A 24,386-nucleotide genomic window follows, 5' to 3' on the forward strand; every position below is an offset into this window, starting at 1 on the left:
TTATTGAGCGGCGACGGACGCCACTTTTGTCCTGGCCAAGTAGGCATCGATCCTGGCCGGAGCGTCAACCGGCACATGCAGCCCGAGCTTTGAGCGGCGCCAGAGAATGTCCTCGGCCGTGCGCGCCCATTCGCGGCGCACCAAGTAGTCGACTTCAGCGGCGGTGAGCCCGGCGCCGAAATCCTCTCCGAGATCACTCATGGACTTGGCGGAGCCGAGAAGCTCCTCGACGCGGGTGCCATAGGCGCGAGCAAGGCGATGGGCGAGGGCCTCGGGCAGGAAGGACCAGCGCTGGCGCACCGTGGCGAAGAAGCGGTCGAAATCCGCGTCGGGCATGTCGCCGCCCGGCATCTTGGCCTTTTCGGTCCAGGACGGCTTCATGTTGGGGAAGTAGGATTTCAGCTCCTCGAGGGCATGCTCGGAGAGCTTGCGGAAGGTGGTGATCTTGCCGCCGAAGATGGACAGCACCGGGGCCTGACCCTGCGGCGCGTCCATGTCGAACACGTAGTCGCGGGTGACCGCCGAGGCGTTGGTGGAGCCGTCGTCGAAGAGGGGGCGCACGCCGGAATAGGTCCACACCACTTCGGCCGGCGTGACCTCGCGCTTGAAGAAGTGGTTCACCACGTTGCAGAGATACTGGATCTCGTCCTGGGTGATCTCGACCTTCTTGTCCGGAACCGACTCGACCGGGATGTCGGTGGTGCCCACGAGTGTGAACTTCTCCTGATACGGAATGGCGAAGACGATCCGCTTGTCCGTGTTCTGGAGAATGAAGGCTTCCTTGGTGTCGAAGAGCTTTGGCACAACGATGTGGCTGCCCTTCACGAGGCGCACGTTCTTGGTAGTATTGAGGCCCAGCTTGGCGTTGAGCACATCCGCCACGAAGGGACCGCCCGCATTGACGATGACCTTGGCGCGAACCTCTTCCGTGTCGCCCGTCTGCACGTTCTGGAGGGTGGCGACCCAGGTCTGGCCGTCCCGGCGGGCCGAGGTGAGCTTGGTACGCACCCGGATGTCCGCGCCTTTCTCGAAGGCGTCGAGGGCGTTGAGCGCCACCATGCGGCTGTCCTCGACCCAGCAGTCCGAATAGACGAACGCGGTGTCGAAGCCGGGCTTCAGGGCCTGGCCGGCGGGATGCCGGGTCAGCTTGATGCCTTCTGTTCCCGGCAGCTTCTTGCGCGGGGCGAGGTGGTCGTACATGAACAGGCCCAGGCGCACGAACCATGCCGGGCGGATGCCCTTCTCGTGCGGCAGGATGAAACGGAGCGGCCAGATGATGTGGGGGGCGGATTCGAGCAGCCGCTCCCGTTCGAACAGGGCTTCCCGGACCAGCCGGAACTCGTAATATTCCAGGTAGCGCAGTCCACCGTGGATCAGCTTGGTCGAGGCGGAGGAGGTGTAGCCGGCCAGGTCGCCCTGTTCGCAGAGCACGACTGAGAGGCCCCGGCCCACGGCATCGCGCGCGATGCCGGCGCCATTGATGCCGCCGCCTACAATCAGAAGATCGGTCACTGTCGTCACGGAATGCGTCTTTCCTTCAAACGGGCTGTCCCGGTGTCCTGCACATGGTTTCTTTAGCCACCTAAGGCAAGCAAATTCTCGAACTTGTTCAGGGCTCCCTCGCCAAGACCAGGTTTAGCATGAAAGCCACGAGGGAACCCACGGCCATGGCGAGGCAGAGGGCGATCACGGCATCGTAGCTGCCCCACCAGGCCCAGAGGGCGCCGAAGGCGAAGGGGGCGCCGGCCATGGTGATCCGGACCGGCATGGCAATCATGCCCTGGATGGCTCCATAATCCTCGCGCCCGAACAACTCCGGCGGGAGCAGGGCGCGCACGATGGTAAGCATCCCGTTGGAGGCGCCGTAAAGAGCGGCGAAAACGAAGATCAGCCAGGATCCGTCCTTGATGAACGGCAGGAGCAGGAAGGCGAGGGCGCTGAGCGCCATGGTGGCGACTCCGATCCCCTTAAGGCTCATGGCCCGCTCACCGAAACCAGTCAGGAACCGTGCCGCGACCTGAACCGGCCCGATTACTGCATAGGCAACCACGGCTGCTTCGATGGAAAATCCTCGATCGAGGAAGATCGGGATCAGATGAATGGAGATCCCGGTCGAGATCATGCCCTGCAGGGTATTGGTGAGCACGAAGAGCCAGAAGGCTGGCTTGGCCAAGACACGGCGTGGCTTCGCGATAGGCCGAATGGCCGCGCGGCTTTCGCCCGTATCCTTCCGCCTCGCAGGAGCGGCCGGAATGCCGGTGGCATGCAGCACGGCGCAGATGCCGATATTCAGGGCTGCCATGGCCAGGAGCGTGTCGCGCCAGCCGTAGCGGTCGATGAGCACGTGGAGGAGCGGGATGAACACCGTGCTGGCGAAGCCTGCCACCAGGGTTATGATCGTGATCCCCCGGCGGGCCAGGAGGCCAAGATTCAGGGTCAGAACCGCAAAGCCCGCCTCGTAGAAGAGCGCACTCGTGGCGGCCCCCAGGCCGATCCAGATCAGCACGAAGACCGGGTAGCTCTCCGTGTATGCCCAGAGAACGAGAAGAAGGGCGGCCAGCACCGAGCCTCCCGTCATCACCGCCCGCCCGTAGCCCCGGTCGATCAGCCGCCCGACCGGTACGGCGAAGAACGCGGAGGAGATGAGAGCGAGGGAAAAGGCGGCGGTCAGGGCCGTCTTCGACCATCCGAGATCCCGCTCCATAGGCTCGATCAGGAGCGCAAAGGCATAGAACAGCGTCCCGTAGGAGATCAGATGCGTGATCGAAAGGGCCGAGACGATACGCCAAGGCATAGGGTTAGAGAGTGACATTCTTACTTTATGTCAGGCCTTGAGGTTGACGGATAGGCTTTTACCCCCCATATGCACAGCAGGCGACGGCGCTCGTTATCCGAGCAGCTTGAGCGGGACTGCGTGACGGATATTCGCGATATGGCGAAGACCCCGGTCCCCTTCTTCAATCGCTCCATCATAAGACGGCCCCATCACGCGGGCTGTTTCCCTAAAGAGCCCTGAAGCGCCTTTGCTTTACCAAGCCGAACCTGCTTTGCGGCTCACCGCATCCGTTCGAAAGACGATACGATCTTGACACTCTTCACCGATTTTGGATTGGCCCAGCCGATCCTGAAGGCGCTTGCGACCGAGGGCTACGAGAAGCCCACCCCGATCCAGGCCCAGACCATTCCCTATGCCATGGACGGCCGCGACGTGTGCGGCATCGCCCAGACCGGCACCGGCAAGACGGCCGCCTTCGCGCTGCCGATCCTGCATCGCCTGTCCGGCAACCCGAAGCCGCGCAGGGCCAAGAGCCCCCGCGTGCTCGTGCTCAGCCCGACCCGTGAGCTCGCCAGCCAGATCGCCGACAGCTTCAAGACCTATGGCCGCAACCTCCGTCTCACCACCGAGGTGGTGTTCGGCGGCGTCACCATCTCCCGCCAGGAGAAGGCGCTGATGAATGGCGTCGACGTGCTCGTCGCCACGCCCGGCCGCCTGATCGACCTCATCGACCGTAGGGCCCTGTCCCTGCGCGAGATCGAGATCCTCGTCCTCGACGAGGCCGATCAGATGCTCGACCTCGGCTTCATCCATGCGTTGAAGCGCATCGTGACCCTGCTGCCGAAGGAGCGTCAGAGCCTGTTCTTCTCGGCCACCATGCCGAAGACCATCTCGACTCTGGCCGAGTCCTTCCTGCGCAACCCGGCCCATGTGGCCGTCACTCCGGTGGCGACCACCGCCGAGCGCGTGGAGCAGAGCGTGATCTTCGTGCAGACCGGCCGCAAGCAGGTTCTGCTCGAGACGCTTCTTCGCGATCCGTCCATCGAGCGCGTGCTCGTCTTCACCCGCACCAAGCATGGCGCAGACAAGGTGGTGCGCGGCCTCGACAAGGCCGGCATCGCGGGGGCTGCCATTCACGGCAACAAGTCCCAGCCGCAGCGCGAGCGTGCGCTCGCGGGCTTCCGCGACGGCTCGTGCCGTGTGCTGGTCGCGACAGACATCGCGGCCCGCGGCATCGACGTCGAGGGTGTGTCGCATGTCATCAACTACGACCTGCCGAACGTGCCGGAATCCTACGTCCACCGCATCGGCCGTACGGCCCGTGCGGGTGCCACGGGTCTCGCCATCTCGTTCTGCAACGACGAGGAGAAGGCATACCTGAAGGACATCGAGAAGCTGACCCGCCTCAAGGTTCCGGTCATGCCGTTGCCCGAGGGTCTTCCTGCCGGTTCCGCCCCGTCGGAATCGTCCGAGCCGCGCCGCGAGCAATCCGGGCGCAACGGGCAGCCGCAGCGGGGCCGTCCGGCTCCTCATGCCCGCGGGCATCAGGGTCATGGCCAGCCGCGCAGCGCCGATCCGAACGCCGACCGGGGGCCGAAGCGCCGTCGCGGTCGTGGCGGCAAGCCTGCGGGCAACGGTCAGCCCCAGGGCGGCCAGCCTGCCGGGAACCAGCAGCGGCCCGCGCAAGCGCAGCAGCGTCCGGCTCAAGGGCAAAGGCCTGCACAGGGTCAACGCCCCGCACAGGCAAAGCCCGCCGCAGCCCGTACGGATGGGCGCCGCGGCGACGGAGCCCAGGTGGCCTGGCTCGAAAAGAGCCCCCGCCGCCGCTAAGACATGAACAGAAAAGGCGCCTTCGGGCGCCTTTTTTATGGGAATAGCTCAACCTCTTTCCCTCCCCCTTGTGGGGAGGGGTGGCCGCGGCAGCGACCGGGGTGGGGTGTGAGCGATAGCCTATGCAGGTCTGGCGCAGGTTCACCTCTCCTCGAGGGAGAGGTCGACGCGCGTCAGCGCGGCGGGTGAGGGGATACGCCCTTTCCGGATGGACCTGCAAGCCGTCACCCGGACCTTGCGACCCGACCTCTCTCCATGGGAGAGGTGAGGCAGCTGCAAAATCAACCTCCAGGAGACACCGCTCGATGGCCAAGCGCGCCGGAAGCGCCGATCTGCCACTGCATTCCGGCCATGTGCCGAAATGGCTGGCGGATCGCATGACCCGCCTCGGTGGCGTGATCAGCGAGGCTGTCGTGCACCATTACGGACGCGACGAGCTCCTGCGCCGGCTTGCGCATCCGTTCTGGTTCCAGTCCTTTGGCGCCGTGATGGGCATGGACTGGCATTCCTCCGGCATCACCACCAGCGTCATCGGGGCCCTGAAGCGCGGGCTGACCCCGCTCTCGAAGGAACTCGGCATTCATGTCTGCGGCGGGCGAGGAAAGCACTCGCGGCAGACGCCGCATGAGCTCGTCTCCATTGGCGAGCGCGTCGGCTTCGATGGGGCTGCTCTCGCGAATGCCAGCCGTCTCGTGGCGAAGGTCGACAGCGCCGCGATCCAGGACGGGTTCGATCTGTATCTCCACGGCTTCATCGTGACGGATGACGGCAAATGGGCCGTAGTCCAGCAGGGCATGAATGACGACCGCCGCCAGGCGCGCCGCTATCACTGGCTCTCAGAGGATCTTGAGAGCTTCGTCGACGAGCCGCACACGGCCATCGACGGGCAAGGGCAGGGCACGATCGTCAATCTCACCGACCGTCGGGCGGCGGCCTCGCGCAAGGCGCAGATCGAGATTCTGGATTCGCTCGGACCCGACGGCATCGCCCGCAAGTTCCTGGCGCTCGAGGAGCGTGTAGCGGAAGCAGCCCCGGCTTTGAGCCCGCAGCCCCTGCTGCCGCATCTGATGATGCCCGAGCATCACGATGTTCGGGCAAAGGACGTGGTGCTGCGGCGGCTCCATGGGACGCTTGCGGCCGCTGCCGACCGCGGACCTGAGGACTTCCCCGATCTCCTGATGACGCCCGGCGTGGGGCCGCGCACCGTGCAGGCGCTCGCCATGGTGGCGGAGGTCGTGCACGGTACGCCCTGCCGCTTCAGCGATCCGGCCCGCTACTCCTTCGCCCACGGCGGCAAGGATCGGCATCCCTATCCGGTGCCGGTGCGCGTCTATGACGAGACGATCCGCGTGCTGAAATCGGCCGTCCAGAATGCGAAGCTCGGGCAGCAGGAGGAGCTTTTTGCTTTGAAGCGCCTCGATGACCAGGCCCGTGCCCTCGAACGGCACGCCACCGGTTCCGACGTGGAAGAGCACATCCGCCAGGAGCGGGCGAGGTCCCATTCCTATGGCGGCCGCTCCATCTTCGGTGACGAGCCGCCCCCGGACTCGGCGATTTAGCGCTGGGCCTTCTGCAGCAGGCTCTTGTCGAGCATCACATGGACGCCCTTGTTGCCGTTGACCACCTGCGTGATGCGCAAATCCGCCGCAAGGCTGCACAGGGCATAAGCCTCCGCCTTCGTGATGCCGGTGCGGGCGACGATCAGGTTGATCATGGAGCGGAGCGCGATGACTACGCAATCGTCGAGGTCCGGGTCGAACGCCATGGTCATGACGTGCGTCGGCGTCTCGGCCATGGGCCATGTGAGGCTCATGTCCTCGCGCAGATGCAGCTCGAAGGTGCCGATCAGGCCGGTCTCAATGGCTGTGACGCAGACCTCGCCGTCGCCCTGGACGCCATGCCCGTCGCCCACGGAGAACAGGGCGCCGTCCACATGGATCGGCAGGAAGAGAGTCGTGCCGGCCACCAGCTCCTTGTTGTCGAGATTGCCGCCGTTGCGGCGCGGCGGCAGGGTGCTCAAGCTTCCCCAGGCGGCAGGCGGCGCCACGGCCATCACGCCGAAGAATGGTTTCAAGGGCAGCTCCAGACCCCAGGGCAGCCTGCCTGTCATCCGCTCGCGGTCGAGCGGGATGGTCATGAAGTGAATCTCGTCGAAATCGTCGGGCAGGGCGCCTTTCTGAGGTGCAGAATAGGTGAAGCCCCACTCGTAGTGCAGCTGGATGTCCTTGATGCGGACCTCGAGCACCTGACCGGCTTTGGCGCCTCGCACCGCAACCGGACCCGTGCAGATGTGGCCAGGCAGCTTCGGCTTGTGGGCCGCATGAATGTCCGACAGCGCTTGCGGGATCGCGAAGGGCGCCTTCGGCATCGCTTCCGGGCCGCCCGAGACGGTCGACATCGTGACCGTGTCGCCGGAATCCACTGTGAGGAGCGCGGGAATGCCCGCATCGAAATAACCCCAGTGAACAGATTCCGGGGATGCATCAATCCGGTACTCGGCCACGAAACACCTCTGCTGTCTTTACCGATGCAGGATGTCTCGCATTCCCTTGAGCCAAGGACAACAGCCTATCCGGCTAATGATACGGATCCGCCGCGTCGCGCAGGCCGTCGCCCATGAAGTTGAAGGCGAGCACGACGATCACCACCGGGGCCATCGGGAACAGAAGCCAGGGGTGCAACTGCACGGCAGCCAGATTCTGCGCCTCGTTGAGCAGCACGCCCCAACTCGTCACCGGCGGCCGCAGGCCGAGCCCCAGGAAGGAGAGAGCGGTCTCGCCGAGGATCATGGACGGGATTGAGAGCGTCGCCGAGGCGATCAGGTGGCTCATGAAGTTGGGGATGAGGTGGCGCGCGATCACACGCTGCTTGGACGCCCCCATCAGCTCCGCGGCCTTCACGAAATCCTCCTCCCTCAAGGAGAGCAGCTTGGAGCGCACCGCACGGGCGAGGCCCGGCCAGTCCAGGAGGCCGAGGATGATCGTGATGCCGAAGAAGACCAGGATCGGGCTCCAGTTCGGCGGAAGCGCGGCGGAGAGAGCGAGCCAAAGCGGGAGTTCGGGCAGGGAGCGCAGGATCTCGATCGTGCGCTGGATCACGTGATCGACCCAGCCCCCGAGATAGCCCGCGAGGCCGCCGAAGAAGAGCCCGAGCGTGAACGAGACGGCGATGCCGACGATGCCGATGGTAAGCGAAATGCGAGCGCCGTAAATGATTCGCGATAGCAGGTCTCGGCCGAGCCTGTCCGTGCCGAGCAGGAACATCGTTCCGTTCTCCGGCGGGCAGACCAGATGCAGGTTCATCTGCCACATCCCCCAGAATTCGTAATCGTCACCCTGGCACAGGAAGCGGATGGGTTGCGGCCTTGAGGTGTCGACCGTGTAGACCCGACGGAAATTCTCCAGGTCGAAGCTGTAGGTGTAGGGATAGACGAAGGGGCTCATGAGCCGCCCCTCGTGCATCAGGTGAATGCCTTGAGGCGGCGCATAGAGGAAGTCGCCGTGCCGCTTGGTCTGGTTGTAGGGCGCGATCACCTCGACGAAAGGAACGATGGCATAGAAGGCCAGGAGCACGAAGGCCGCGGCGAGCGCCACCTTGTGCCGACGGAACTTCCACCACATCAGCTGCCAGGACGAAGCGCGGTAGAAGCTTTCGCTTTGCGTTCCCACAGGCTCGGTGGCGCCTGGATCGAAAGGCGCAGGATCGACGTAGTGGCGCTTGGACGTCACGACATTGTTCATCGTGCGCCTCCCATGCGGATGCGCGGGTCGAGCCACGCCAGCAGCAGGTCGGAGACCAGCATGCCGGCTACGGTGAGCACGGCCACGAACATGAGGATGAAGCCGGCGAGGAACTGATCCTGGCTCTTCAACGCGCTGAGCAGGATCGGGCCGACCGTCGGCAGGCTCAGGACCAGCGACACCAGCACCGAGCCTGAGACGAGCTGCGGCAGGAGATTGCCGATATCGGCGATGAAGGGGTTGAGGGACATGCGGAACGGATATTTCAGCAGAGCCTTGGTGGGCCCGAGGCCCTTCGCCTTCGCGGTCACGTAGTACTGCTTGCCCAGCTCGTCGAGGAGGTTCGCCCGCATGCGCCGGATCATGGCGGCAGTCCCGCCGAGCCCGATCACCACGGTGGGAACCACGAGATGCGAGAGGAGGGACTGGATCTTGGCCCAGTTCCAAGGCTCGCCCGCGTATTGCGGATCGTAGAGCCCGCCGATTGAGATGCCGAACCAGCGGTTCATGTAATAGAGCAGGATCAGGGCGAGCAGGAAGCTGGGTGTCGCAAGGCCGATATAACCTATGAAGGTCGCGATGTAGTCGCCGACGGAATATTGCCGGGTGGCCGAGTAGATCGCGATGGGAATCGCGATCAGGTGGATGAAGATCACCACGGCGAAGTTGACGAGAAGCGTGAGCCAAACGGCATCGCCCACCACGTCGACGACAGGCTTGTCGTATTCGAAGGACCACCCCCAGTCGCCCTGCAGCAGGCCGGAAAAGCCGTTCGGGCCCGGCATGACGCCGAGCCAGACCAGGTATTGCTGCCAGACCGGCTTGTCGAGCCCGTACTGCCGGATCAGGAACTCGGCCTTGGCGATGGAGGCTGATTCCCCCTGCGCCCTCAGCTCCGCGATCTGGTTGGTCAGGAAGTCGCCCGGCGGCAGCTTGATGATGAAGAACACCAGGGCCGAAATGATCAGCAGGGTCACCGCCATGGTGGCAGTGCGACGCAACAGGAAGCGGATCATCGACGGGCCTCTTTGCCGGCGGCTTTGTTCCAGTAGATCTCATCCAGCCGGTAGATCCCCAGCATCGCCGTGGGCTCCCAGCTGTACAGGGCCTTGGCCGGGAGGCCATGGAGGCCGTTTCGCACCACGATAGGCTGCAGGGCGCCGGCGATGGTGCCGATGGTCCACTGGTTCTCCACGTGGTTCTTGAGCATCTCGTGCCAGGCCGCCCTCTGGACCTCCCGGTTCCCGGTGTTCATCCAGGTCTCGTACGACTTGAGAAGCTGTTCGGCCTCCGGAATGTCGACCGATTCTCCGTTCTTGCCCTTGGTCTCGATGTACTGCCCCCATTTCGGCCAGGCATAGTTGTCCTGCCGCATGGGAGCGAGTTCGGTCGGGGGCATGAGGGCGGTGGGAATCGCGTTGTCGAGGCCGGGGGCCGCCACCATCACGGTGAGACCCGCATAGGAGCGGTTGCGCAGCACGGTCCGGTCCTGCGGCTTCACGAAGAGCCGTACGCCGATCTCGCGCCAGAACTCGCCAATGAGGGTGAGCCCGTCCACCACGAGGCTGCTCTCGCCGTCGGTCTCGACGATGATCTCCAGCTCGCGGCCGTCCGGCAGCAGTCGGATGCCCGCGCCGTTGCGCTTCGTCAGGCCGATCTCGTCGAGCAGGCGGGTGGCCTGATCGGGATCGTAGGTTGCGTGCTGAGTCCGCAGCTCCGGCATGAAGAGCGGGCTTTCCGCCACGATGGTGTTGTTGCCCTCGACGCCCAGCCCGAAGAGCAGCGCATTGTTGAGGGTCTTGCGGTCGATCCCGAGGGACAGGGCGCGGCGGAAGCGAATGTCCCGGTTGAGTTGGCGCCAGACCGGATCCACCGTGTTGAGATTGGGGTAGAGCGCGAGCTCCGTGCCGCGGGCATAGGGCCAGAGCAGGGTCGTGTAGCCCTTCGCCTTCTCACCCTGCTTCAGGACGGGAATGTCGCCCATGGACAGGCCGCGGAACAGCAGATCCTCCTCACCCGCATTGGCCTTCGCGGCAAAGAGGCCGCTGGCCGACACGTCCATGATGATCCGGTCCACATAGGGGAGTTGCCGCCCCTCGGCATCGACGCGGTGGTAGTAGGGATTGCGCTCGAAGATGAAGCGGTTCGCCGGCGCCGCATTCATCACGCGCCACGGCATCAGGGTCGGCAGGGCCGGATTGGTCTGCTCCTTCATGTCGTCCATGCGGTTGTGGAGCGCAGCCCAGGATTTCAGCTTCTGCTGCTTCGCCTTATCCTCAAGATCGGCCTTGTCGGCGTATTTGGCGTGGAACTGCTTCAGATAGGCCGAGGCACGGTAGATGCCGGGATCGAGCGGGCCGGCCAGCTGCGGCAGGAAACGCGGATTGGGCTTGTCCCAGGTGTAGCGCAATGTGCGCTCGTCGAGAACCTCGAAGCGGGGCGGCTTTCCGTCCACCAGCATGAACTCGGGCGGTCCTGCGGGCGAGAGGTCCAGGTTGTGCGCCACATCCTCCCAGTAATAGCGAAAATCTTCTGCCGTGAAAGGCGAGCCGTCGGACCAGCGATGGCCGGCGCGCAGGATGAAGGTGAAGACCCGGTCGTCCACGTTCTCGAATCTCTCAACCAGATCGGGCTGAAGCTCCAGGTTCCTGTCGTAGCCGATGAGGCGCGTATAGGTGAAGGTCGAGATGTAGCGGATGTCGCGCGGGCGCGGAACGAGGGTGACGATGTCGCCGCCGTACTGACCGGATGAGCCGACAACGATGGGCGTTTTCGGAAGGCGCTCGACTATCGGCGGGAGTTTCTTGTCCTGCGGCAGGTCGGCAAAGAGCGGGGGCTCCTTGTAATCCTGAGCCAGAGCCGGAAGTGCCAGCCAACCGAGCGAAAGAGCCAGTGCAAGCGTGGTTTTGCGGATGTTGAGCATCATGCAGCCTCCCGGGCTGTCAGTCGCCCCAGACGGACCTTATGGCCGGGCTCGATTTCCTTCATCACACCGAACTCGCCAGGCTCGATGCGGTAGGGCTCCGGCCATGCGGAGGGCTGCGAGAAGCCGCCCGTCCGCAGCTTGGTGAAATCGAGGGGCCGGTCGATGTCCGGATCCGGCACGGCCGCGAGCAGGGCCTGAGTATAGGGGTGAACCGGATTGCGGAACAGGGAGGATTTCGGAGCCTCCTCGACGATGTAGCCCCGGCACATCACCGCGATGGTGTCGGCGATGTAGTCCACCACGGCGAGGTTGTGCGACACGAAGAGGAAGGAGAGTCCCAGGGCCGTCTGCAGGTCCTTGAGCAGGTTCAGCACCTGCGCCTGAACGGAGACGTCGAGGGCTGACACGGGCTCGTCGCAGAGCAGGACGCGCGGCTCGAGCGCGAGTGCCCGGGCGATCCCGAGGCGCTGGCGCTGGCCGCCGGAGAACGAATGCGGGTAGCGCCGGAGCGCCCGCTGGTCGAGCCCCACCATCTCGAGGAGCTGCTTCACGCGCTCATAGCGGTCGTCCGAGGTGCCGATGTCATGAATGCGCAGGGGTTCGGTCAGAAGCTCGTAGACCGTCATGCGGGGATTGAGGGACGAGAATGGATCCTGGAAGATGAACTGCACCGAACGGCGATAGGTGGTCAGCGCCTCGCCTTCGAGCTTGTGCACGTCCTTGGGACCGGTTCCGTCGTCGAACAGCACCCGTCCGGAATTGGGCGTGATCGCCCGCATGATCATCTTGGACACCGTGGTCTTCCCGCAGCCGGACTCACCCACGAGGCCCAGGGTCTTTCCCGCCGGAAGGGAAAGGTCGACCTCGCTCACGGCGCGGATCTCCCGTGTCTTGCCGGAGAACCATCCGGATCGGAGCGTGAAGGACTTGGTGAGGCGCTCCACCTTCAGGATCGGGCCTGTCGGCTGAACGCGCTGCGGCGCATCGACGGATGCGAGGCTTGCGCTCTTCACCTCGCGGATCGGCGTCAGGCGCTCGTTGTCGGCCATGGCAAAGCGCGGAACCGCGCGCATGAGCGCCTGGAGATAGGGATGCTGGGCGTTGCGGAAGATGTCATCCCGCGAGCCGGCCTCCATGATCCGCCCGCGGTACATGACCACCACTTCGTCGGCCACGTTGGCCACGACGCCGAGATCGTGGGTGATGAGGAGCACCGACATGCCCGTTTCGACCTGCAGCTCCTTGATGAGGTCGAGGATCTGCGCCTGCGTGGTCACATCCAGCGCTGTCGTCGGCTCGTCGGCGATCAGAAGGGCCGGGCGGGTGATGAGCGCCATGGCGATCATGGCGCGCTGGCGAAGGCCGCCCGAGAGTTCGAACGGGTAGGTTCTGAGCGCCCGCTTCGGATCCGGGAAGCCGACCCTGGCCAGCACCTCCATCGTCCGCCGGTTCGCCGTGGCCTGGTCCACGTCGGCGTGGATCATCAGCGCCTCGGAGACCTGGTCGCCGATGGTATGGAGCGGCGACAGGGACGTCATCGGCTCCTGGAAGATCATGGCGATGCGTGCGCCCCGCAGGGCATGCATGGCATCGCTTTCGGCCGGCAGCGCCGCGATGTCGATGCTTCCCCCGTTCGCAGGATCGTTGAAGAGAAGGGAGCCGTTCGCGATCCTGGCCTTCTTCGACAGGATCTGGAGGATGGCTTGGGCCGTCACCGACTTGCCAGATCCGGACTCGCCGACAAGCGCCACTGTCTTCCCTTTCGGAATGTCGAAGGTCAGGCCATCGACCGCGCGGAAGTTTCCGGCGTCGGTGCTGAAGTCGACCGTCAGCTGGCGAACCGACAGGATTGGCGCTTCCATATGCTCCTCCACGCTTACGAGCATAACGCTTCAAATCCCATTAGATCGCAAATGTGACCCTGTTTCCATTCCGAAACATAGATCGGGACGCAGGAAATGGATGTCTCGTGCCGCGAGATGCGCCATAAGCCTTTCGGATAACATCCAGATGACCTCGTCATGGACCAGATGATGGGTCAGCAACCCGATGGGTTCATCCCGGTCGGCCTTGCCGGCGATGCGCCGCTCGATAGCTCCCGCGAAGCCGGCAACGATCCGCCCGGGCTCAACCGCACTTCGGCTGCCGTGCCAGTCGATGGGATCCACATGGGTGTTGACCTGCAGGAGGCCCTGGGCGGGGGAGGCGACAGCTCGATCCGTGAACGTCGACAATCCTGCAAAGCCCAGGCGCGGCAGGTGCGGGATCATCTCGCTGAAGATCCGGTTCCAGGGCGGCACGAAGACCGGCAGCAGCTTCGGTCCGAGGTGATCTTGCGTCACCTGCAGAGCGCGCCGTGCTTCCGCGGCCATGGTTTCCACCGGGCGATCAGCGCCGAATTCCGCCTTCTTGGTTTCCCGAGATGCATGGTTGTCGTGGCTCCACCCATGCACCAGGGCAAAGGCCGAGCGTTCATCCGCAAGGCGCGAAGCCAACGAGGCTTGAAGGCCGCCCGGTATGACGGCCAGGCCAATTCCGGCACCGTAGCGGCGGGCCAGCGTGAGGAGGCGGTCGAGGGCAGGGGTGTCGGCCACCGCATCGTCATCCCGCCACCAGAAGCGGAGGGAGCAGCCCCGATCCCTGGCCCGCTCCAGCGCAGCGTTCAGAGGCGACCAGTCGATGGTCGGATGCAGGGCAGGCCCGGACAGGGCCAGGCTTTCCGCGATGGCAACGCTCCGCCGTGCCCCATCGATGGCGATGGCCGGGGGCGGCGACAAGGGCTGCCGGAGCCCATGGCGGATCGCCTCGGCCAAACGTGCCCCGGACACTTCGTCCTCCGGGACGATCTCGGCAAGGCCCATGCCCTTCAGGCGCTCGGCCCGCAGGCGCTGCTCCGTCTCGTGGCCGGCCTCGAAGGGGACGAGAACCGATCGCACGCCGCAGCGCAGGAGGTCCACGACCGTGTTGTAGCCGGCCTGGCTGACGGAGATGTCGGCACTGGCGAGCAGCGCCCGGAAATCAGGTCTCGCCCGCTCGACGACCGCATGGGACGGAGCGCTGTTCCGGAGCGCCTGAAAGTCTTCCTCCGCTACGCCCCGCCCGATGAGGATGCGCCAAGGGCGATCGTCGACGGCCCGCGCGGCTTCGAGCGCGGCACGGTAGAGCGGCAGGCTCGCGGCGCTTGATCCGCCCGAGACCACGATGCCATGCCGGTGACCTTCCGGAACGGGATCCTCGTTCTCGTCCACATAGCCGGTGTAGCGAATGAGGGGCCTGATCCTTTCATCCACCGGCCATGAGGCCTCCAGGGGAATGAGGGTGGGATCGCCATGGACAAGAATGCCATCGTAGTCGTGCAGGATCCGCTCGTGGGCCTGCGCGATGCGCTCGGCCTTTGTCGGCGCCACGAGAATGTCGCGGATCGAGCACAGGAGGAGCGGGCGCTGATCGAGGGCGCGCGCGGCCTCGATCAGCGCCGTGAACTCGCCCGCCAGCACCCGACGCCCGAACGGGAACAGTTCGGTGATGAGGATGTCGGGTCGGGTGTGGCGGAGGGTGTCGAGCAGGATCGCTTGGCGTCGATCAAGATAGGCCTGATCGACCGGGTTGAGGTTCTCGTCGAGAAGCGTCCTGAAATCGGTCCCGGCGGTGCGCACGGGCGGCAGCTGAACGAGCGCTGCTCTGCCGAGATCGGCCAGGCGGGCAGGGGCTCCGCCTGACATGAGGGTCGTCTCATGCCCTTTGCCGGCGAAAGCACGCGCCAGGGCGGCGGCCCGGGTCAGGTGGCCCGCGCCCAGCAGATGCGTCACGGCAATCAACACGCGCAATGTCATGCTCCCACCCTAGCCGTGAGCGGTTCGAGGGCATTGCGCAAGCGCAAAGCGGCATGATCGAGGTCGCGCTCCCGTCGCACGAAGCGCAGGGCATCGGCACCGAGCCTACGGAGCCGATCCCGATCCTGCAGGAGGGCGCTCAACGCATCGGCAAAGGCCGCGACGTCGCCGGGGGGTGTCAGGGTTCCGGTCTCGCCATGTTTCACCACGCTGGCAACACCGCCATAGGCTCCGGCGAGCACCGTGCAGCCCATGGCCTGAGCCTCCAGCAGCACCATCCCGTAGGCCTCGTTGACGGCAGGCCAGACGAAGAGGTCGGCGCTTTCATAGAGCGCCTTCAGATCGGTCCGGCTCTCGATCCGGCCGTGGTATCGCACCCGGTCTGCGAAGGGCGAGAAGCGCTGCACGATCACCTCCCGTGCCTCACCGTCCCCCACGATGTCGAGCGACCAGGGCAGATGCTGCAGGCGTTCGAGAGCGGCGGCAAGAATGCCGTACGAGGCGAGCTTGTCGCCTTTGCGCATCATTGCGACGGTGAGCAGGCGCGGTTCGCTTCCGGACGGGAGGGCGGCACTCGGCGCGGACCAGTCCTGTAAATCCAGAAACGGCGGAAGATCGACCAGAACCTGATGCGGGGGGCGTGCCGCTTGCAATGCTTCCCGGTCATGCGCCGTCATGACGAAGATTGCGTCGGCCCTGTCGAGAGCCGCCTCTGCTCCCGCATGCCCGAGGGCCCAGGAGCCCTGCGCACGTTTTGCGGCCCGCGAGCCTTCCGCAACCGCATAGGGAATGCGCAGCGCCTCCGCCACGCTGGGGCCGATCCAGTCCGGCGCCTTGTAATAGACGTGGTAGGTGAACCACAGGCAGGGGCGGCTTTCCTCCGGCAGAGCCCGATAGTGTTTGATGAGGCGTGAGGCCTCCCCGAGCGATTGCTGCCTGATGAGCTCCTGCTGCTGCGGATGGCCTGCCTTGTCGAGGGTGCGCAGCTCGCTGGCGAGCTGCGGCGGGTAGCCTGCTCGGTCGAGGGCCTTCATCAGCAGCCGCGCCATGGTGCGGTCGCCAGACGGAAGAGGATGGTTCGGGCTCTTCAAGGGGGCGTAGAACGCCACGGGCCGCGCGTGAGTCACACCCGCTCCGCTTCTCTCTGGGGCTTCTCGGTCACAGCACTCAGGCGCCTTTCGAGCACGTCGATTCCGCCTTCCATGGAGAAGTCGCCGCGCAGGCGCGCGAAGGCCGCGGAGCCGAGGGATTCGCGCCGTTCAGGGTCACGGGCGAGCAGATTGAGGGCATTGGACAAGGCTTCCCAGTCCCCTGGCGGAACGAGCTCGCCCTCGGCACCGCTGCGGATGAATTCCGGAATGCCGGCGAAGTCCGTCGCCACGATGGCAAGCCCCTGGCTCGCGGCCTCCATGATCACGTTCGGCAGGCCGTCCCGGTCGCCCGATTTCGCCTCCTTGGAGGGCAGCACGAAGAGATCGGCTTCCTGCAGGAGAGCGATGATCTCGGGCTGCGCCTTGGAGCCGAGGAATGCCACCTTGCTCGCGATGCCGGCCTGTTCGGCCTGCTTCTTGAGGCTGTTGAGCAGTTCGCCGCCGCCCACATGGGCAAAGCGCCAGTGCAGATCCGGCGGCAGGGCGGCGAGTGCCTGGATCAGGTCGCCATAGCCCTTCTTGGCCACGGCCCGGCCGACGGAGACGATCCGCAACGGATCGAGCGGGTCCGAGCCGTCGCGGGCGGGGCGGCTCTCGGGCGGTGACGGAAAGCGCGAGAGATCGAGCCCGTGATAGACGAGCGACACCTGCTCCGGCCGCGACAGCGATCGAAGGTTCGCTGCACCTTGGGCCGTGCAGGTCACGCCCCAGCGGGCCTCGGCGATCTTCTCGCGCTTCTCCCAGTCCGGCGTCGTCCAGATGTCCTTGGCATGGGCCGAGAAGGTCCAGCTCCGGCCCGTCAGGAGCGCGGCATAGCGGACGACGGAAGCGGGGGTGTGGAGGTAATGCACGTGCAGGTGCCGGACGTCGGCCGGCAGCTCCCGGGCCATCGCGAAGGCCTGCCCCAGGCGGCGTACCCGGTTGGCGGTGAAATCGCGCCTCAGATCGCGCCAGAACGCCTTGATCGTGGCCCCGAAGCCATGCTGGCCAAGGCTCCAGAGGGCGCCGCGCATCACGCGCAGGGGCTCTTCATAGAGATATTCCGGCAGATAGGTGATCTTTGCTCTGATCGCCTTGTGCATGGGATGCACGGCCCGTTCCGTCGGATGCCGGAGAGACCAGATCTCGAGGTCGAGGCCCCGCTGCTCGAGGGCGAGGATCTCCTGGGCGATGAAGGTCTCAGAAAGGCGTGGATAACCTTTCACCACGATGGCGATGCGTCGGGCTGTCGTTGAAGGAAGCATTCTTCACGCTACTCGGCCGCCTGATGATAGGCAGGGGCAAACCGTGGTTGGGATTCGGTCAGCACTTTGAGCCGTTCGCACACCCGGTCAAGCCCATCGAGAAGGCCGGGAATTGTCACCTCTGACGGGCGGGGCTGGGACGACAGCGCGCGCAGGGCCGCCGCCATGCCCTCGGGCGTGCGCGGCTCCTTGTAATCGCTCAGCATCCGCACGAGGCCGAGGCGCTCGGCCTCGACCGCCCGGATGTACTGCTCCAGCCGCGGCCGGGTGCGTGGGACGATGAGGGTGCGCTTGTCGAAGGACAAGGCCTCGCAGAAGGTGTTGTAGCCGCCCATGGCCACCACCGCGTCGGCCTTCTTCATGAGCCATTCGATCTTGTTGTCGAAGGACATCACGTCGAGCTTCGGCTGCCGGGCGATGCGCTCCACGAAGGAGCGACGCTTGTCCCTGTCGATGAACGGGCCGAAAAGGATCAGCGCGGGCTGATCGAGCTCCGCATCCGCCTCATAGGCCGAGATCACCCAGTCGATCAGGTCGTCCCCGTCGCCGCCGCCGCCGGTGGTGACCAGAATGAAGGGTTGCTTGGTGATCTTGGGGTACTTGGTCAGAGACGGCGTCGGCGGCACGTCCCGGCGCAGATAGCCGGTATAGGTGATCCGGCTTTCCACATCGGGGGGCAGGTCCAGCGACTTGAGGGGCTGGTAGACATCCTTCAGGCCATAGACCCAGATCTCGTCATAATAGCGGATCAGGGCCGCCCTTGCGCCCTTGCGCTCCCATTCCGGGACGAGGAGGGCCGGCTCGTCCATGACGTCCCGGATGCCGAGCACGAGACGGCAGCCCGCAGCCTGCAGATACTCGAGAGCCGGCACGACCTCGCCGCGAAATCCCGTGGGTTCCTTGTCGACGATGAACACGTCCGGCCGGAAGGCCTTGGCTGTCTGGAGAATGAGCGCCTGACGCAGGCCCACCGCCTCGTCCAGATCCACGTTGAGGTTGAGGCTGCGGTAGTCGCCGTCGTGCAGCTTGGTCACCCCCGGGATGCGGATGTAGTCGACGCCGCTCTCGAACTCGAAGTTGCCGATCACGGGAGATCCCGAGATGATGATCACCGAGGTGCCCGGCTGCGCCTCCACGATGGCATTGGCGAGTGCCCGCGACCGGCGCAGATGGCCGAGCCCGAACGTGTCGTGGCTGTAGATGAGGACCCTTGCCCCCTGAGGGGATTTGACCGGGGGCTGGCCTGTCTCTGTTCTCGGGTCCATGACCGCGTCTGCCATGCAGGCTTCCCCTGGTGGGCAAGAAAAGGAAAATGACGTATCGTTTATTGACGTTAGGCCAGCTATCTCTACCCTTGCAATAGCCCCTCTCGTCAAACTATGGCGATGCCCCAGAACGGAAAGAGGGATCACCGGCACATGAAGATGGCATCACTGCGCTGATGGAAAAGAGCCTTTTTCGGTATATCTGGACACATTCGAAGCGCGACCAGATGATCGTCTGCGCGGTCGTTCTGGCGTCCCTGCCGTTTTACTTCATGTCCCTCGATCTGCCTCGCCAGATCGTGAACCAGGCCATCCAGGGCGAGGCCTTCCGTGACGGAAACCCGACAGCTCCTCTTCTCAATCTGGCCGTCGACTGGCCAGGTTGGCTCGGGGGCGGCACATGGGAGATCTTCGAGGGCTTCCAGGTCAGCCGGGTCGGCCTGCTCATGGGCCTGTCGTTCGTGTTCCTGTTCTTCGTCATCGTGAACGGGGCCTTCAAATACTGGATCAACGTCTCCAAGGGCGTGCTGGGCGAGCGGATGCTCAGGCGCATGCGCTTCGACCTGTTCTCCATGGTGCTGCGCTTCAGCCCGGAAGCCCTGCGCACCGTCAAATCCTCCGAGACCGCGACAATCGTCAAGGACGAGGTCGAGCCGATCGGCGGCTTCATCGGCGATGCCTTCATCACGCCCGTGTTCCTGGGCACGCAGGCCATCACCGCGCTCGTGTTCATCATGGTGCAGAACGTCTGGCTCGGCCTGATCGCACTGGCGGTGATCGCGGTGCAGTTCACGATCATCCCGCGGCTGCGCCGCGAGCTGCTGCGGCTCGGCAAGCAGCGCCAGCTGGCGTCCCGCCAGCTGGCCGGGCGCATCGCAGAGGTCCTCGACGGAATCGAGGTCGTGCATGTCCACAATGCCTATAGCTGGGAAAGGGCCGAGATCGGGCACCGCCTCTTCAATCTCTTCTCCATCCGATTGAAGATCTACAACCGCAAATTCTTTGTCAAAGCCCTCAATAACTTCCTGGCCCAGCTGACGCCGTTCTTCTTCTACGCCATCGGCGGCTATTTCGCCCTGCGCGGCACCCTCGACATCGGCCAGCTCGTCGCCGTCATTGCGGCCTACCGCGAATTGCCTCCGCCCCTGAAGGAGTTGATCGACTGGGACCAGCAGCGTCTCGACGTTCAGGTGAAGTACGATCAGGTCACCCAGCACTTCGCAGAGGACAGGCTCGGTCCGCTGATCGAGACGCGCGAGGCGGCGGAGGCGGATCAGCCTCTGATCGGCCCCCTCGTTGCCGAAGACATCCGGATCGCCGGGTCGCATGGGGATCTGATCGTGGAAGGCGGCGCCTTCGCGGCCGAACTGCCGGCCAGTCTGGCGCTGATCTCGAATGGCGGTGCGGCGGCCGGCATCCTGGCCCGGATACTGGCCCGTCGGAGCCTGGAATTCAGCGGCCGGATCCGCATCGGCGAGCGGGACCTGACCCAGCTTCCCATCGCCGTGACCGGGCGCAGAATCGCCTATGCGGGCGTCGACCCGATCCTCTTCCCCGGCAGCATTCGGGACAATCTCGTCTATGGCCTTCGCTCCAAGCCTCTGGGCCGGCTGAAGGAGGACAGACAGGAGATGGACCGCCGGATCGCGGAGGCGCTCAGAACAGGCAATCCGATCGAGAGCATCTCCGATCAGTGGGTGGATTACGAGCGCATCGGCGCGAAGGACGAGAACGAGCTCGACCGCATCCTCCTCGATCTCCTCGAAAGGGTCGGCATGGGCGACACGATCTACCTGTTCGGGCTTGCCGGCAGGATCGATCCGCAGCGCCATACGAGCCTCGCCGAGCGCCTGGTGGAGGCACGGCACCGCCTTCGGGAAACTTTCCGGTCCAACGGCATGGCCGATCTGGTGGAGCCCTTCGATCCGGCGCTGTACAACAGTCAGGCGACGATTGCGGAAAACCTTCTTTTCGGTGTGCCGATCGCCGATGAGTTCAAGGGCCGCAACCTCGCCGAGAACGCCCATTTCCGCAGCGCCATGGACAGGGCGGGGATGACGGATGACCTCGTTCGCATGGGCCTGCAGATCGCCGAGACCATGACCGAGATCTTCGAGGGCCTCCCGCCAGGGCATTCCCTGTTCGAGCAGTTCTCCTTCATCGGCGCCGATGAGCTGACCGAGTTCGAGGCCATCCTACGCCGTCGCGGCCGAGGGGAGGGCAGCCTGAAGCGGGATGACCGGACACGCCTCCTGTCCCTGCCGCTGGCCTATATTGAAGCCAGGCATCGTCTGGGCCTTCTCGACGAAGCCATGACGGGCCGCATCGTCGAGGCACGGGGACTCGTCCGCGAGGTTCTTGAAAAGTCAGAGTCGGATGGGGTGGAGTTCTACGATCCGGACAGGATCTGCGCTGCCGCCCCCTTGAGGGACAACCTCCTGTTCGGGCGTGTCAGCTATCAGGTGGCCAATGCCCGCGCGCGGGTTGCGGAGGCGGTTGCGGCGGTCGTTCGCGAACTTGACCTTCAGGAGGAGGTCGAGAGGATCGGCCTGGATTATCAGGTTGGCACGGCAGGCAGGCTCCTCTCCCCGCAGGAGCGGGCGAGCGTCAACTTGGTCCGCTGCCTCGTGAAGCGCCCGGACATTCTCGTGATCGACGGAGCGCTCGCACCTTTCGATGAGGCCCGAAGCCAGCAGCTGATGCAACTGCTCCTTGACCTTTTCGATCAACAAAGCTTGTTCATGGTCCTGCCGAATGATCGACAGGCTGACGCCTTCGATGTTCAGATACGGTTCCGCGACGGGCAGATCATAACCAACAAGACGGCCGCTCCGGCTCCAAGGCCCTCGACGCCCGAGCCGGACGCCCCCCAGAGGATAGCAGGAGAGGTGGCATGACCCTTGAGACGGAAGTTCAGTCGTTGCGGCAGGTCCCGATGTTCCGGGATGTGGACCCCGCCCGCCTGAAGCTTCTCGCCTTCACGAGCGAGCGGGTGCAGTTCGCCGATGGGCAGCGGTTCTTCTCCCAAGGGGATCCGTCCGACGCCGCCTATGTCATTCTCGACGGTCGGGCCAACGTGCTGCTCAACACCCCTGGCGGGGAAATTCAGGTAGCTGAGTTGGGAAGCAACGCCCTCGTGGGCGAGATGGGGATTCTGTCCGATACCCCGCGCTCCGCGACGATCATGGCGGCCGAGCCGACCACGGCGCTGCGAATCGACAAGCGGGTGTTCCTGGAGCTTCTGGCCCAATTCCCCCAGATGTCTCTGGCCATCATGCGGGAGCTGGCGAAGCGCCTGGAGCGGACGAACGCGCAGCTCGTCGCACAATCATCATCCTAAATTTCCGGAAAAAACCTGAAAATTTCTCGGGGAAAAGCTGCGCAAGGTTAGCGAATTCCTACTTTTTATGGCCAAGCTGACCGATTCTCGACACATCTACCCGTCAACCCTTGTCCCAGAATAACACAAGGGAAGGCCCGATCATCAGGTTGGGCTATGCGGGATTAAGTGATGATGAGTAACGCGAGAACGCTGCTATGCGCAGTACCGCAGCCTGTTGCGGATGTGCGTAAGACCGGAAGTCGCCGCTCTCTCCACCTCGCCCTGGCCGCAGGCCTGATCATGGGCCTCCAGGGCCTCACTGCCGGGCCGGCCGCCGTGGCAACCATCCCCACCGCCCTGTTGGCACGGCCCGCCGCCGTCCCGCAGGTGCAGGAGGATATCACCGGTTCGGTGGTGACCGCGTCCGCGGCTTACACCCCGAAGCTCGCCAAGGATCCGGGTCTCTTCAAGGCCATCCTCGACGGGGCCTTCTCCTTCACGAAGCCCCGCGCCGAGAAGCCGGCATCCCCCACCATATCCGAGACGGAGATCGGGGATCCGGACGAGCTGATCCCCTTCAACGGGCGCAACGTGCCGCGCTGGCTGGTTCATTCCATCCTCAAGGCCGCACAAGTGACAGGGGTCGACCCGGTCTACATGATGACCCTGGCCGATGTGGAATCGAGCCTCTCGCCGGAAGCCAAGGCACCCACCTCCTCGGCCCAGGGCCTGTTCCAGTTCATCGACAGCACCTGGATCGAGACGGTCTACCAGCACGCTGCCGATTACGGCTTCAAGGCAGCCGCGGAGGCGATCCGCTATGTCAACGGCGAACTCGCCGTCGACCCCAAGCACCGCGACTGGATCATGAGCCTTCGTACCGATCCCTTCTTCTCGGCCCTCATGGCCGGCGAGCTGATCAAGGACGTGGAGCGGGCTCTGCAGGCTCAAGGCGAGCGGGAACTGGCCGAGGCCGAGCTTTACCTTGCCCACTTCCTGGGTGCTTCCAGCGCGGTCCGGTTCCTCGAGGTGCTGGACCAGGACCCGAACATGAAGGCTTCCAAGCTCTTCCCGAAGGCAGCCCGCGCCAATGCCGGGCTCTTCACGGAAGGCAAGGGGCGCAAGCGCCGTCCCGTGAGCGTCGCCGAGCTATACAACAAGATCGATTCGAAGATCGTCCGCCGCCTCGACCGGTATGAGGGCATCGGCCCGTACATCGCGGAGGTCACCCGTCAGGCCGAGCGCACGGCCGAAGCCACCGCCGTCGTCCAGTAAAGGGCGGCCCCACGGACGGGGCCTCTCAGCCGACCGCGCTGATCGCCGATGAGGCCGAGGCCGGCAGCGTCCGCGTATGCACGAAGTCCCCCTCCGCCAGATAAGCCAGCTCCTCCGGTGTGGAGGCGCGGCCCAGAACCGGGTTGCGATGCGGGAACCGGCCGAAGCGGGCAATCACATCGAAATTGGCTTCGGCCTGGCCCAGCGAGAACTGCCAGACGGGCTTGAGGTGCTCCGGAGCCTCCTCGAGGGCCTGTTCCGAGATGGCAACGATGCGCCGCATCCGCTCCAGGTGATCCGGTCCCTCCGCATGGGCTAGCGGGAGCAGATGGAAGAACCTCTCATAGGGGCTGTGCAGGGCATCGTAATGCCCGTTCCCGAAGCCCTCCTCGGCGATGCTCAGGGCGTCCTGATCCGATGAATAGGCCTCGGCTGTTCCGGCAAACAAGCCGCGCGGAAACTGATCCAGAACGATGATGAGAGACAGGCGCCCGTGCGGGGTTTCCAGCCAGTGGTCCAGCTGGCGGGCCTTTGCCGCCTGCACGACAGGCGCAAAGCGCACCAGCTCCGCAGTGGCGCCTCCGCGCATCCACCAGGCGAGCATCTGCCAATGGGCGGCGACGTCGGCGTTCGAGAGGTCCACCGGAAACCAGAACCGGTAGACCTGTTGCCAGTCCATGCGAGATGACATCGGATTCTCCCTCAAGGAGCTTCGATGTTAGCCGCGGCAGGCTTTTCAGGATGTGACCTGCATCACATGAGGGCAGGCGGCAGGTTTCAAAACGCCTTGAAGGTGATGATCGTGTGGGTGTCGGCGATCTCGGGGATGCTCTGGACGTTCTCGGCGATGAAGTGGCCGATATCGACATCGTCGTCCACGTGGAACTTGGCGAGGATGTCGTAGTTGCCGGCGGTCGAGTAGATCTCGGACGCGATCTCCCTGTCCGCCAGGGCATTCGCGACGGCGTAGGTCTTGCCGAGCTTGCACTTGATCTCGACGAAGAAGGTCTGCATGAGCCGCTCC

18 protein-coding genes are annotated in these 24,386 nt (G+C 64.7%); 5 read left to right on the plus strand and 13 right to left on the minus strand.

All coding sequences use genetic code 11. The annotated features are described in order from the left end of the window. On the minus strand, positions 1–1,521 hold the full coding sequence (locus AC0QTX_RS14830) for a glycerol-3-phosphate dehydrogenase (RefSeq protein WP_474604586.1): 1,521 nt from the start codon (positions 1,519–1,521) through the stop codon (positions 1–3). Between the two features lie 88 nt (positions 1,522–1,609). Further along, the gene (locus AC0QTX_RS14835) at positions 1,610–2,812 is read right to left on the minus strand and encodes an MFS transporter (RefSeq protein ID WP_474604587.1); all 1,203 of its coding nucleotides are present in this window, start codon (positions 2,810–2,812) and stop codon (positions 1,610–1,612) included. 273 nt (positions 2,813–3,085) lie between these two features. Here AC0QTX_RS14835 and AC0QTX_RS14840 point away from each other — a divergent pair, with 273 nt between their 5' ends. Both AC0QTX_RS14840 and AC0QTX_RS14845 read left to right on the plus strand, forming a co-directional pair. Beyond that, positions 3,086–4,606, plus strand: a complete 1,521-nt coding sequence (locus tag AC0QTX_RS14840; protein WP_474604588.1) for a DEAD/DEAH box helicase — start codon at positions 3,086–3,088, stop codon at positions 4,604–4,606. A gap of 305 nt (positions 4,607–4,911) precedes the next feature. After that, positions 4,912–6,165 (plus strand): DUF763 domain-containing protein, encoded by a 1,254-nt coding sequence (locus AC0QTX_RS14845; protein WP_474604589.1) that lies wholly within the window; start codon positions 4,912–4,914, stop codon positions 6,163–6,165. Here the strand turns inward: AC0QTX_RS14845 and AC0QTX_RS14850 are convergent. The 9 genes from AC0QTX_RS14850 to AC0QTX_RS14890 all read right to left on the minus strand — a co-directional run bounded on the left by AC0QTX_RS14850 (position 6,162) and on the right by AC0QTX_RS14890 (position 18,780). Continuing rightward, entirely contained in the window at positions 6,162–7,109 is a 948-nt protein-coding gene (locus AC0QTX_RS14850; protein ID WP_474604590.1) for an acetamidase/formamidase family protein, read from the minus strand. The two genes, AC0QTX_RS14845 and AC0QTX_RS14850, sit on opposite strands and share 4 nt — an antisense overlap. Positions 7,110–7,182: 73 nt before the next feature. Beyond that, the gene (locus AC0QTX_RS14855; RefSeq protein WP_474604591.1) at positions 7,183–8,346 is read right to left on the minus strand and encodes an ABC transporter permease; all 1,164 of its coding nucleotides are present in this window, start codon (positions 8,344–8,346) and stop codon (positions 7,183–7,185) included. Then, entirely contained in the window at positions 8,343–9,362 is a 1,020-nt protein-coding gene (locus AC0QTX_RS14860; RefSeq protein ID WP_474604592.1) for an ABC transporter permease, read from the minus strand. Before AC0QTX_RS14860 ends, AC0QTX_RS14855 begins: the two co-directional genes overlap by 4 nt. After that, entirely contained in the window at positions 9,359–11,272 is a 1,914-nt protein-coding gene (locus AC0QTX_RS14865; protein ID WP_474604593.1) for an ABC transporter substrate-binding protein, read from the minus strand. Before AC0QTX_RS14865 ends, AC0QTX_RS14860 begins: the two co-directional genes overlap by 4 nt. After that, entirely contained in the window at positions 11,269–13,134 is a 1,866-nt protein-coding gene (locus AC0QTX_RS14870; RefSeq protein WP_474604594.1) for an ABC transporter ATP-binding protein, read from the minus strand. Before AC0QTX_RS14870 ends, AC0QTX_RS14865 begins: the two co-directional genes overlap by 4 nt. A 30-nt stretch (positions 13,135–13,164) precedes the next feature. Next, a complete protein-coding gene (locus tag AC0QTX_RS14875) occupies positions 13,165–15,105 on the minus strand; it encodes a glycosyltransferase (RefSeq protein ID WP_474604595.1) in 1,941 nt (646 codons plus the stop codon). Beyond that, positions 15,102–16,232, minus strand: coding sequence for a glycosyltransferase family 4 protein (locus AC0QTX_RS14880; protein WP_474604596.1), 1,131 nt, complete (start codon positions 16,230–16,232; stop codon positions 15,102–15,104). Before AC0QTX_RS14880 ends, AC0QTX_RS14875 begins: the two co-directional genes overlap by 4 nt. Then, positions 16,229–17,500, minus strand: coding sequence for a glycosyltransferase (locus AC0QTX_RS14885; protein ID WP_474604597.1), 1,272 nt, complete (start codon positions 17,498–17,500; stop codon positions 16,229–16,231). Before AC0QTX_RS14885 ends, AC0QTX_RS14880 begins: the two co-directional genes overlap by 4 nt. Positions 17,501–17,508: 8 nt before the next feature. Next, complete coding sequence (locus AC0QTX_RS14890; protein ID WP_474604598.1) at positions 17,509–18,780, minus strand: glycosyltransferase family protein; 1,272 nt, start codon at positions 18,778–18,780, stop codon at positions 17,509–17,511. Positions 18,781–18,941: 161 nt separating this feature from the next. Here AC0QTX_RS14890 and AC0QTX_RS14895 point away from each other — a divergent pair, with 161 nt between their 5' ends. The 3 genes from AC0QTX_RS14895 to AC0QTX_RS14905 all read left to right on the plus strand — a co-directional run bounded on the left by AC0QTX_RS14895 (position 18,942) and on the right by AC0QTX_RS14905 (position 23,362). Beyond that, the gene (locus tag AC0QTX_RS14895) at positions 18,942–21,662 is read left to right on the plus strand and encodes an ABC transporter transmembrane domain-containing protein (RefSeq protein ID WP_474604599.1); all 2,721 of its coding nucleotides are present in this window, start codon (positions 18,942–18,944) and stop codon (positions 21,660–21,662) included. Further along, the gene (locus tag AC0QTX_RS14900) at positions 21,659–22,105 is read left to right on the plus strand and encodes a Crp/Fnr family transcriptional regulator (protein WP_474604600.1); all 447 of its coding nucleotides are present in this window, start codon (positions 21,659–21,661) and stop codon (positions 22,103–22,105) included. Before AC0QTX_RS14895 ends, AC0QTX_RS14900 begins: the two co-directional genes overlap by 4 nt. 171 nt (positions 22,106–22,276) lie before the next feature. Further along, entirely contained in the window at positions 22,277–23,362 is a 1,086-nt protein-coding gene (locus tag AC0QTX_RS14905) for a transglycosylase SLT domain-containing protein (protein ID WP_474604601.1), read from the plus strand. A gap of 25 nt (positions 23,363–23,387) precedes the next feature. Here AC0QTX_RS14905 and AC0QTX_RS14910 read toward each other — a convergent pair whose 3' ends face one another. Together AC0QTX_RS14910 and AC0QTX_RS14915 are read right to left on the minus strand one after the other, a co-directional pair. Further along, positions 23,388–24,053: a DUF924 family protein gene (locus AC0QTX_RS14910; protein WP_474604602.1), complete on the minus strand. Its 666-nt coding sequence runs from the start codon at positions 24,051–24,053 to the stop codon at positions 23,388–23,390. Between the two features lie 86 nt (positions 24,054–24,139). Next, positions 24,140–24,376 carry an Lrp/AsnC ligand binding domain-containing protein gene (locus AC0QTX_RS14915; RefSeq protein WP_201863349.1) on the minus strand — a complete coding sequence of 79 codons (237 nt, stop codon included), beginning with the start codon at positions 24,374–24,376 and terminating at the stop codon, positions 24,140–24,142. Between the last annotated feature and the right edge of the window lie 10 nt (positions 24,377–24,386).

Source organism: Microvirga sp. jy35, assembly GCF_056148915.1.

What these genes read in the sequence shown, in the direction of transcription:
- AC0QTX_RS14845 (WP_474604589.1), top strand. Translation starts at nt 4,912, where the DNA reads ATGGCCAAGCGCGCCGGAAGCGCCGATCTGCCACTGCATTCCGGCCAT.
- AC0QTX_RS14910 (WP_474604602.1), bottom strand. Translation starts at nt 24,053, where the DNA reads ATGTCATCTCGCATGGACTGGCAACAGGTCTACCGGTTCTGGTTTCCG.
- AC0QTX_RS14860 (WP_474604592.1), bottom strand. Translation starts at nt 9,362, where the DNA reads ATGATCCGCTTCCTGTTGCGTCGCACTGCCACCATGGCGGTGACCCTG.
- AC0QTX_RS14895 (WP_474604599.1), top strand. Translation starts at nt 18,942, where the DNA reads ATGGAAAAGAGCCTTTTTCGGTATATCTGGACACATTCGAAGCGCGAC.
- AC0QTX_RS14865 (WP_474604593.1), bottom strand. Translation starts at nt 11,272, where the DNA reads ATGATGCTCAACATCCGCAAAACCACGCTTGCACTGGCTCTTTCGCTC.
- AC0QTX_RS14890 (WP_474604598.1), bottom strand. Translation starts at nt 18,780, where the DNA reads ATGGCAGACGCGGTCATGGACCCGAGAACAGAGACAGGCCAGCCCCCG.
- AC0QTX_RS14885 (WP_474604597.1), bottom strand. Translation starts at nt 17,500, where the DNA reads ATGCTTCCTTCAACGACAGCCCGACGCATCGCCATCGTGGTGAAAGGT.
- AC0QTX_RS14835 (WP_474604587.1), bottom strand. Translation starts at nt 2,812, where the DNA reads ATGTCACTCTCTAACCCTATGCCTTGGCGTATCGTCTCGGCCCTTTCG.
- AC0QTX_RS14900 (WP_474604600.1), top strand. Translation starts at nt 21,659, where the DNA reads ATGACCCTTGAGACGGAAGTTCAGTCGTTGCGGCAGGTCCCGATGTTC.
- AC0QTX_RS14875 (WP_474604595.1), bottom strand. Translation starts at nt 15,105, where the DNA reads ATGACATTGCGCGTGTTGATTGCCGTGACGCATCTGCTGGGCGCGGGC.
- AC0QTX_RS14915 (WP_201863349.1), bottom strand. Translation starts at nt 24,376, where the DNA reads ATGCAGACCTTCTTCGTCGAGATCAAGTGCAAGCTCGGCAAGACCTAC.
- AC0QTX_RS14905 (WP_474604601.1), top strand. Translation starts at nt 22,277, where the DNA reads ATGATGAGTAACGCGAGAACGCTGCTATGCGCAGTACCGCAGCCTGTT.
- AC0QTX_RS14855 (WP_474604591.1), bottom strand. Translation starts at nt 8,346, where the DNA reads ATGAACAATGTCGTGACGTCCAAGCGCCACTACGTCGATCCTGCGCCT.
- AC0QTX_RS14870 (WP_474604594.1), bottom strand. Translation starts at nt 13,134, where the DNA reads ATGGAAGCGCCAATCCTGTCGGTTCGCCAGCTGACGGTCGACTTCAGC.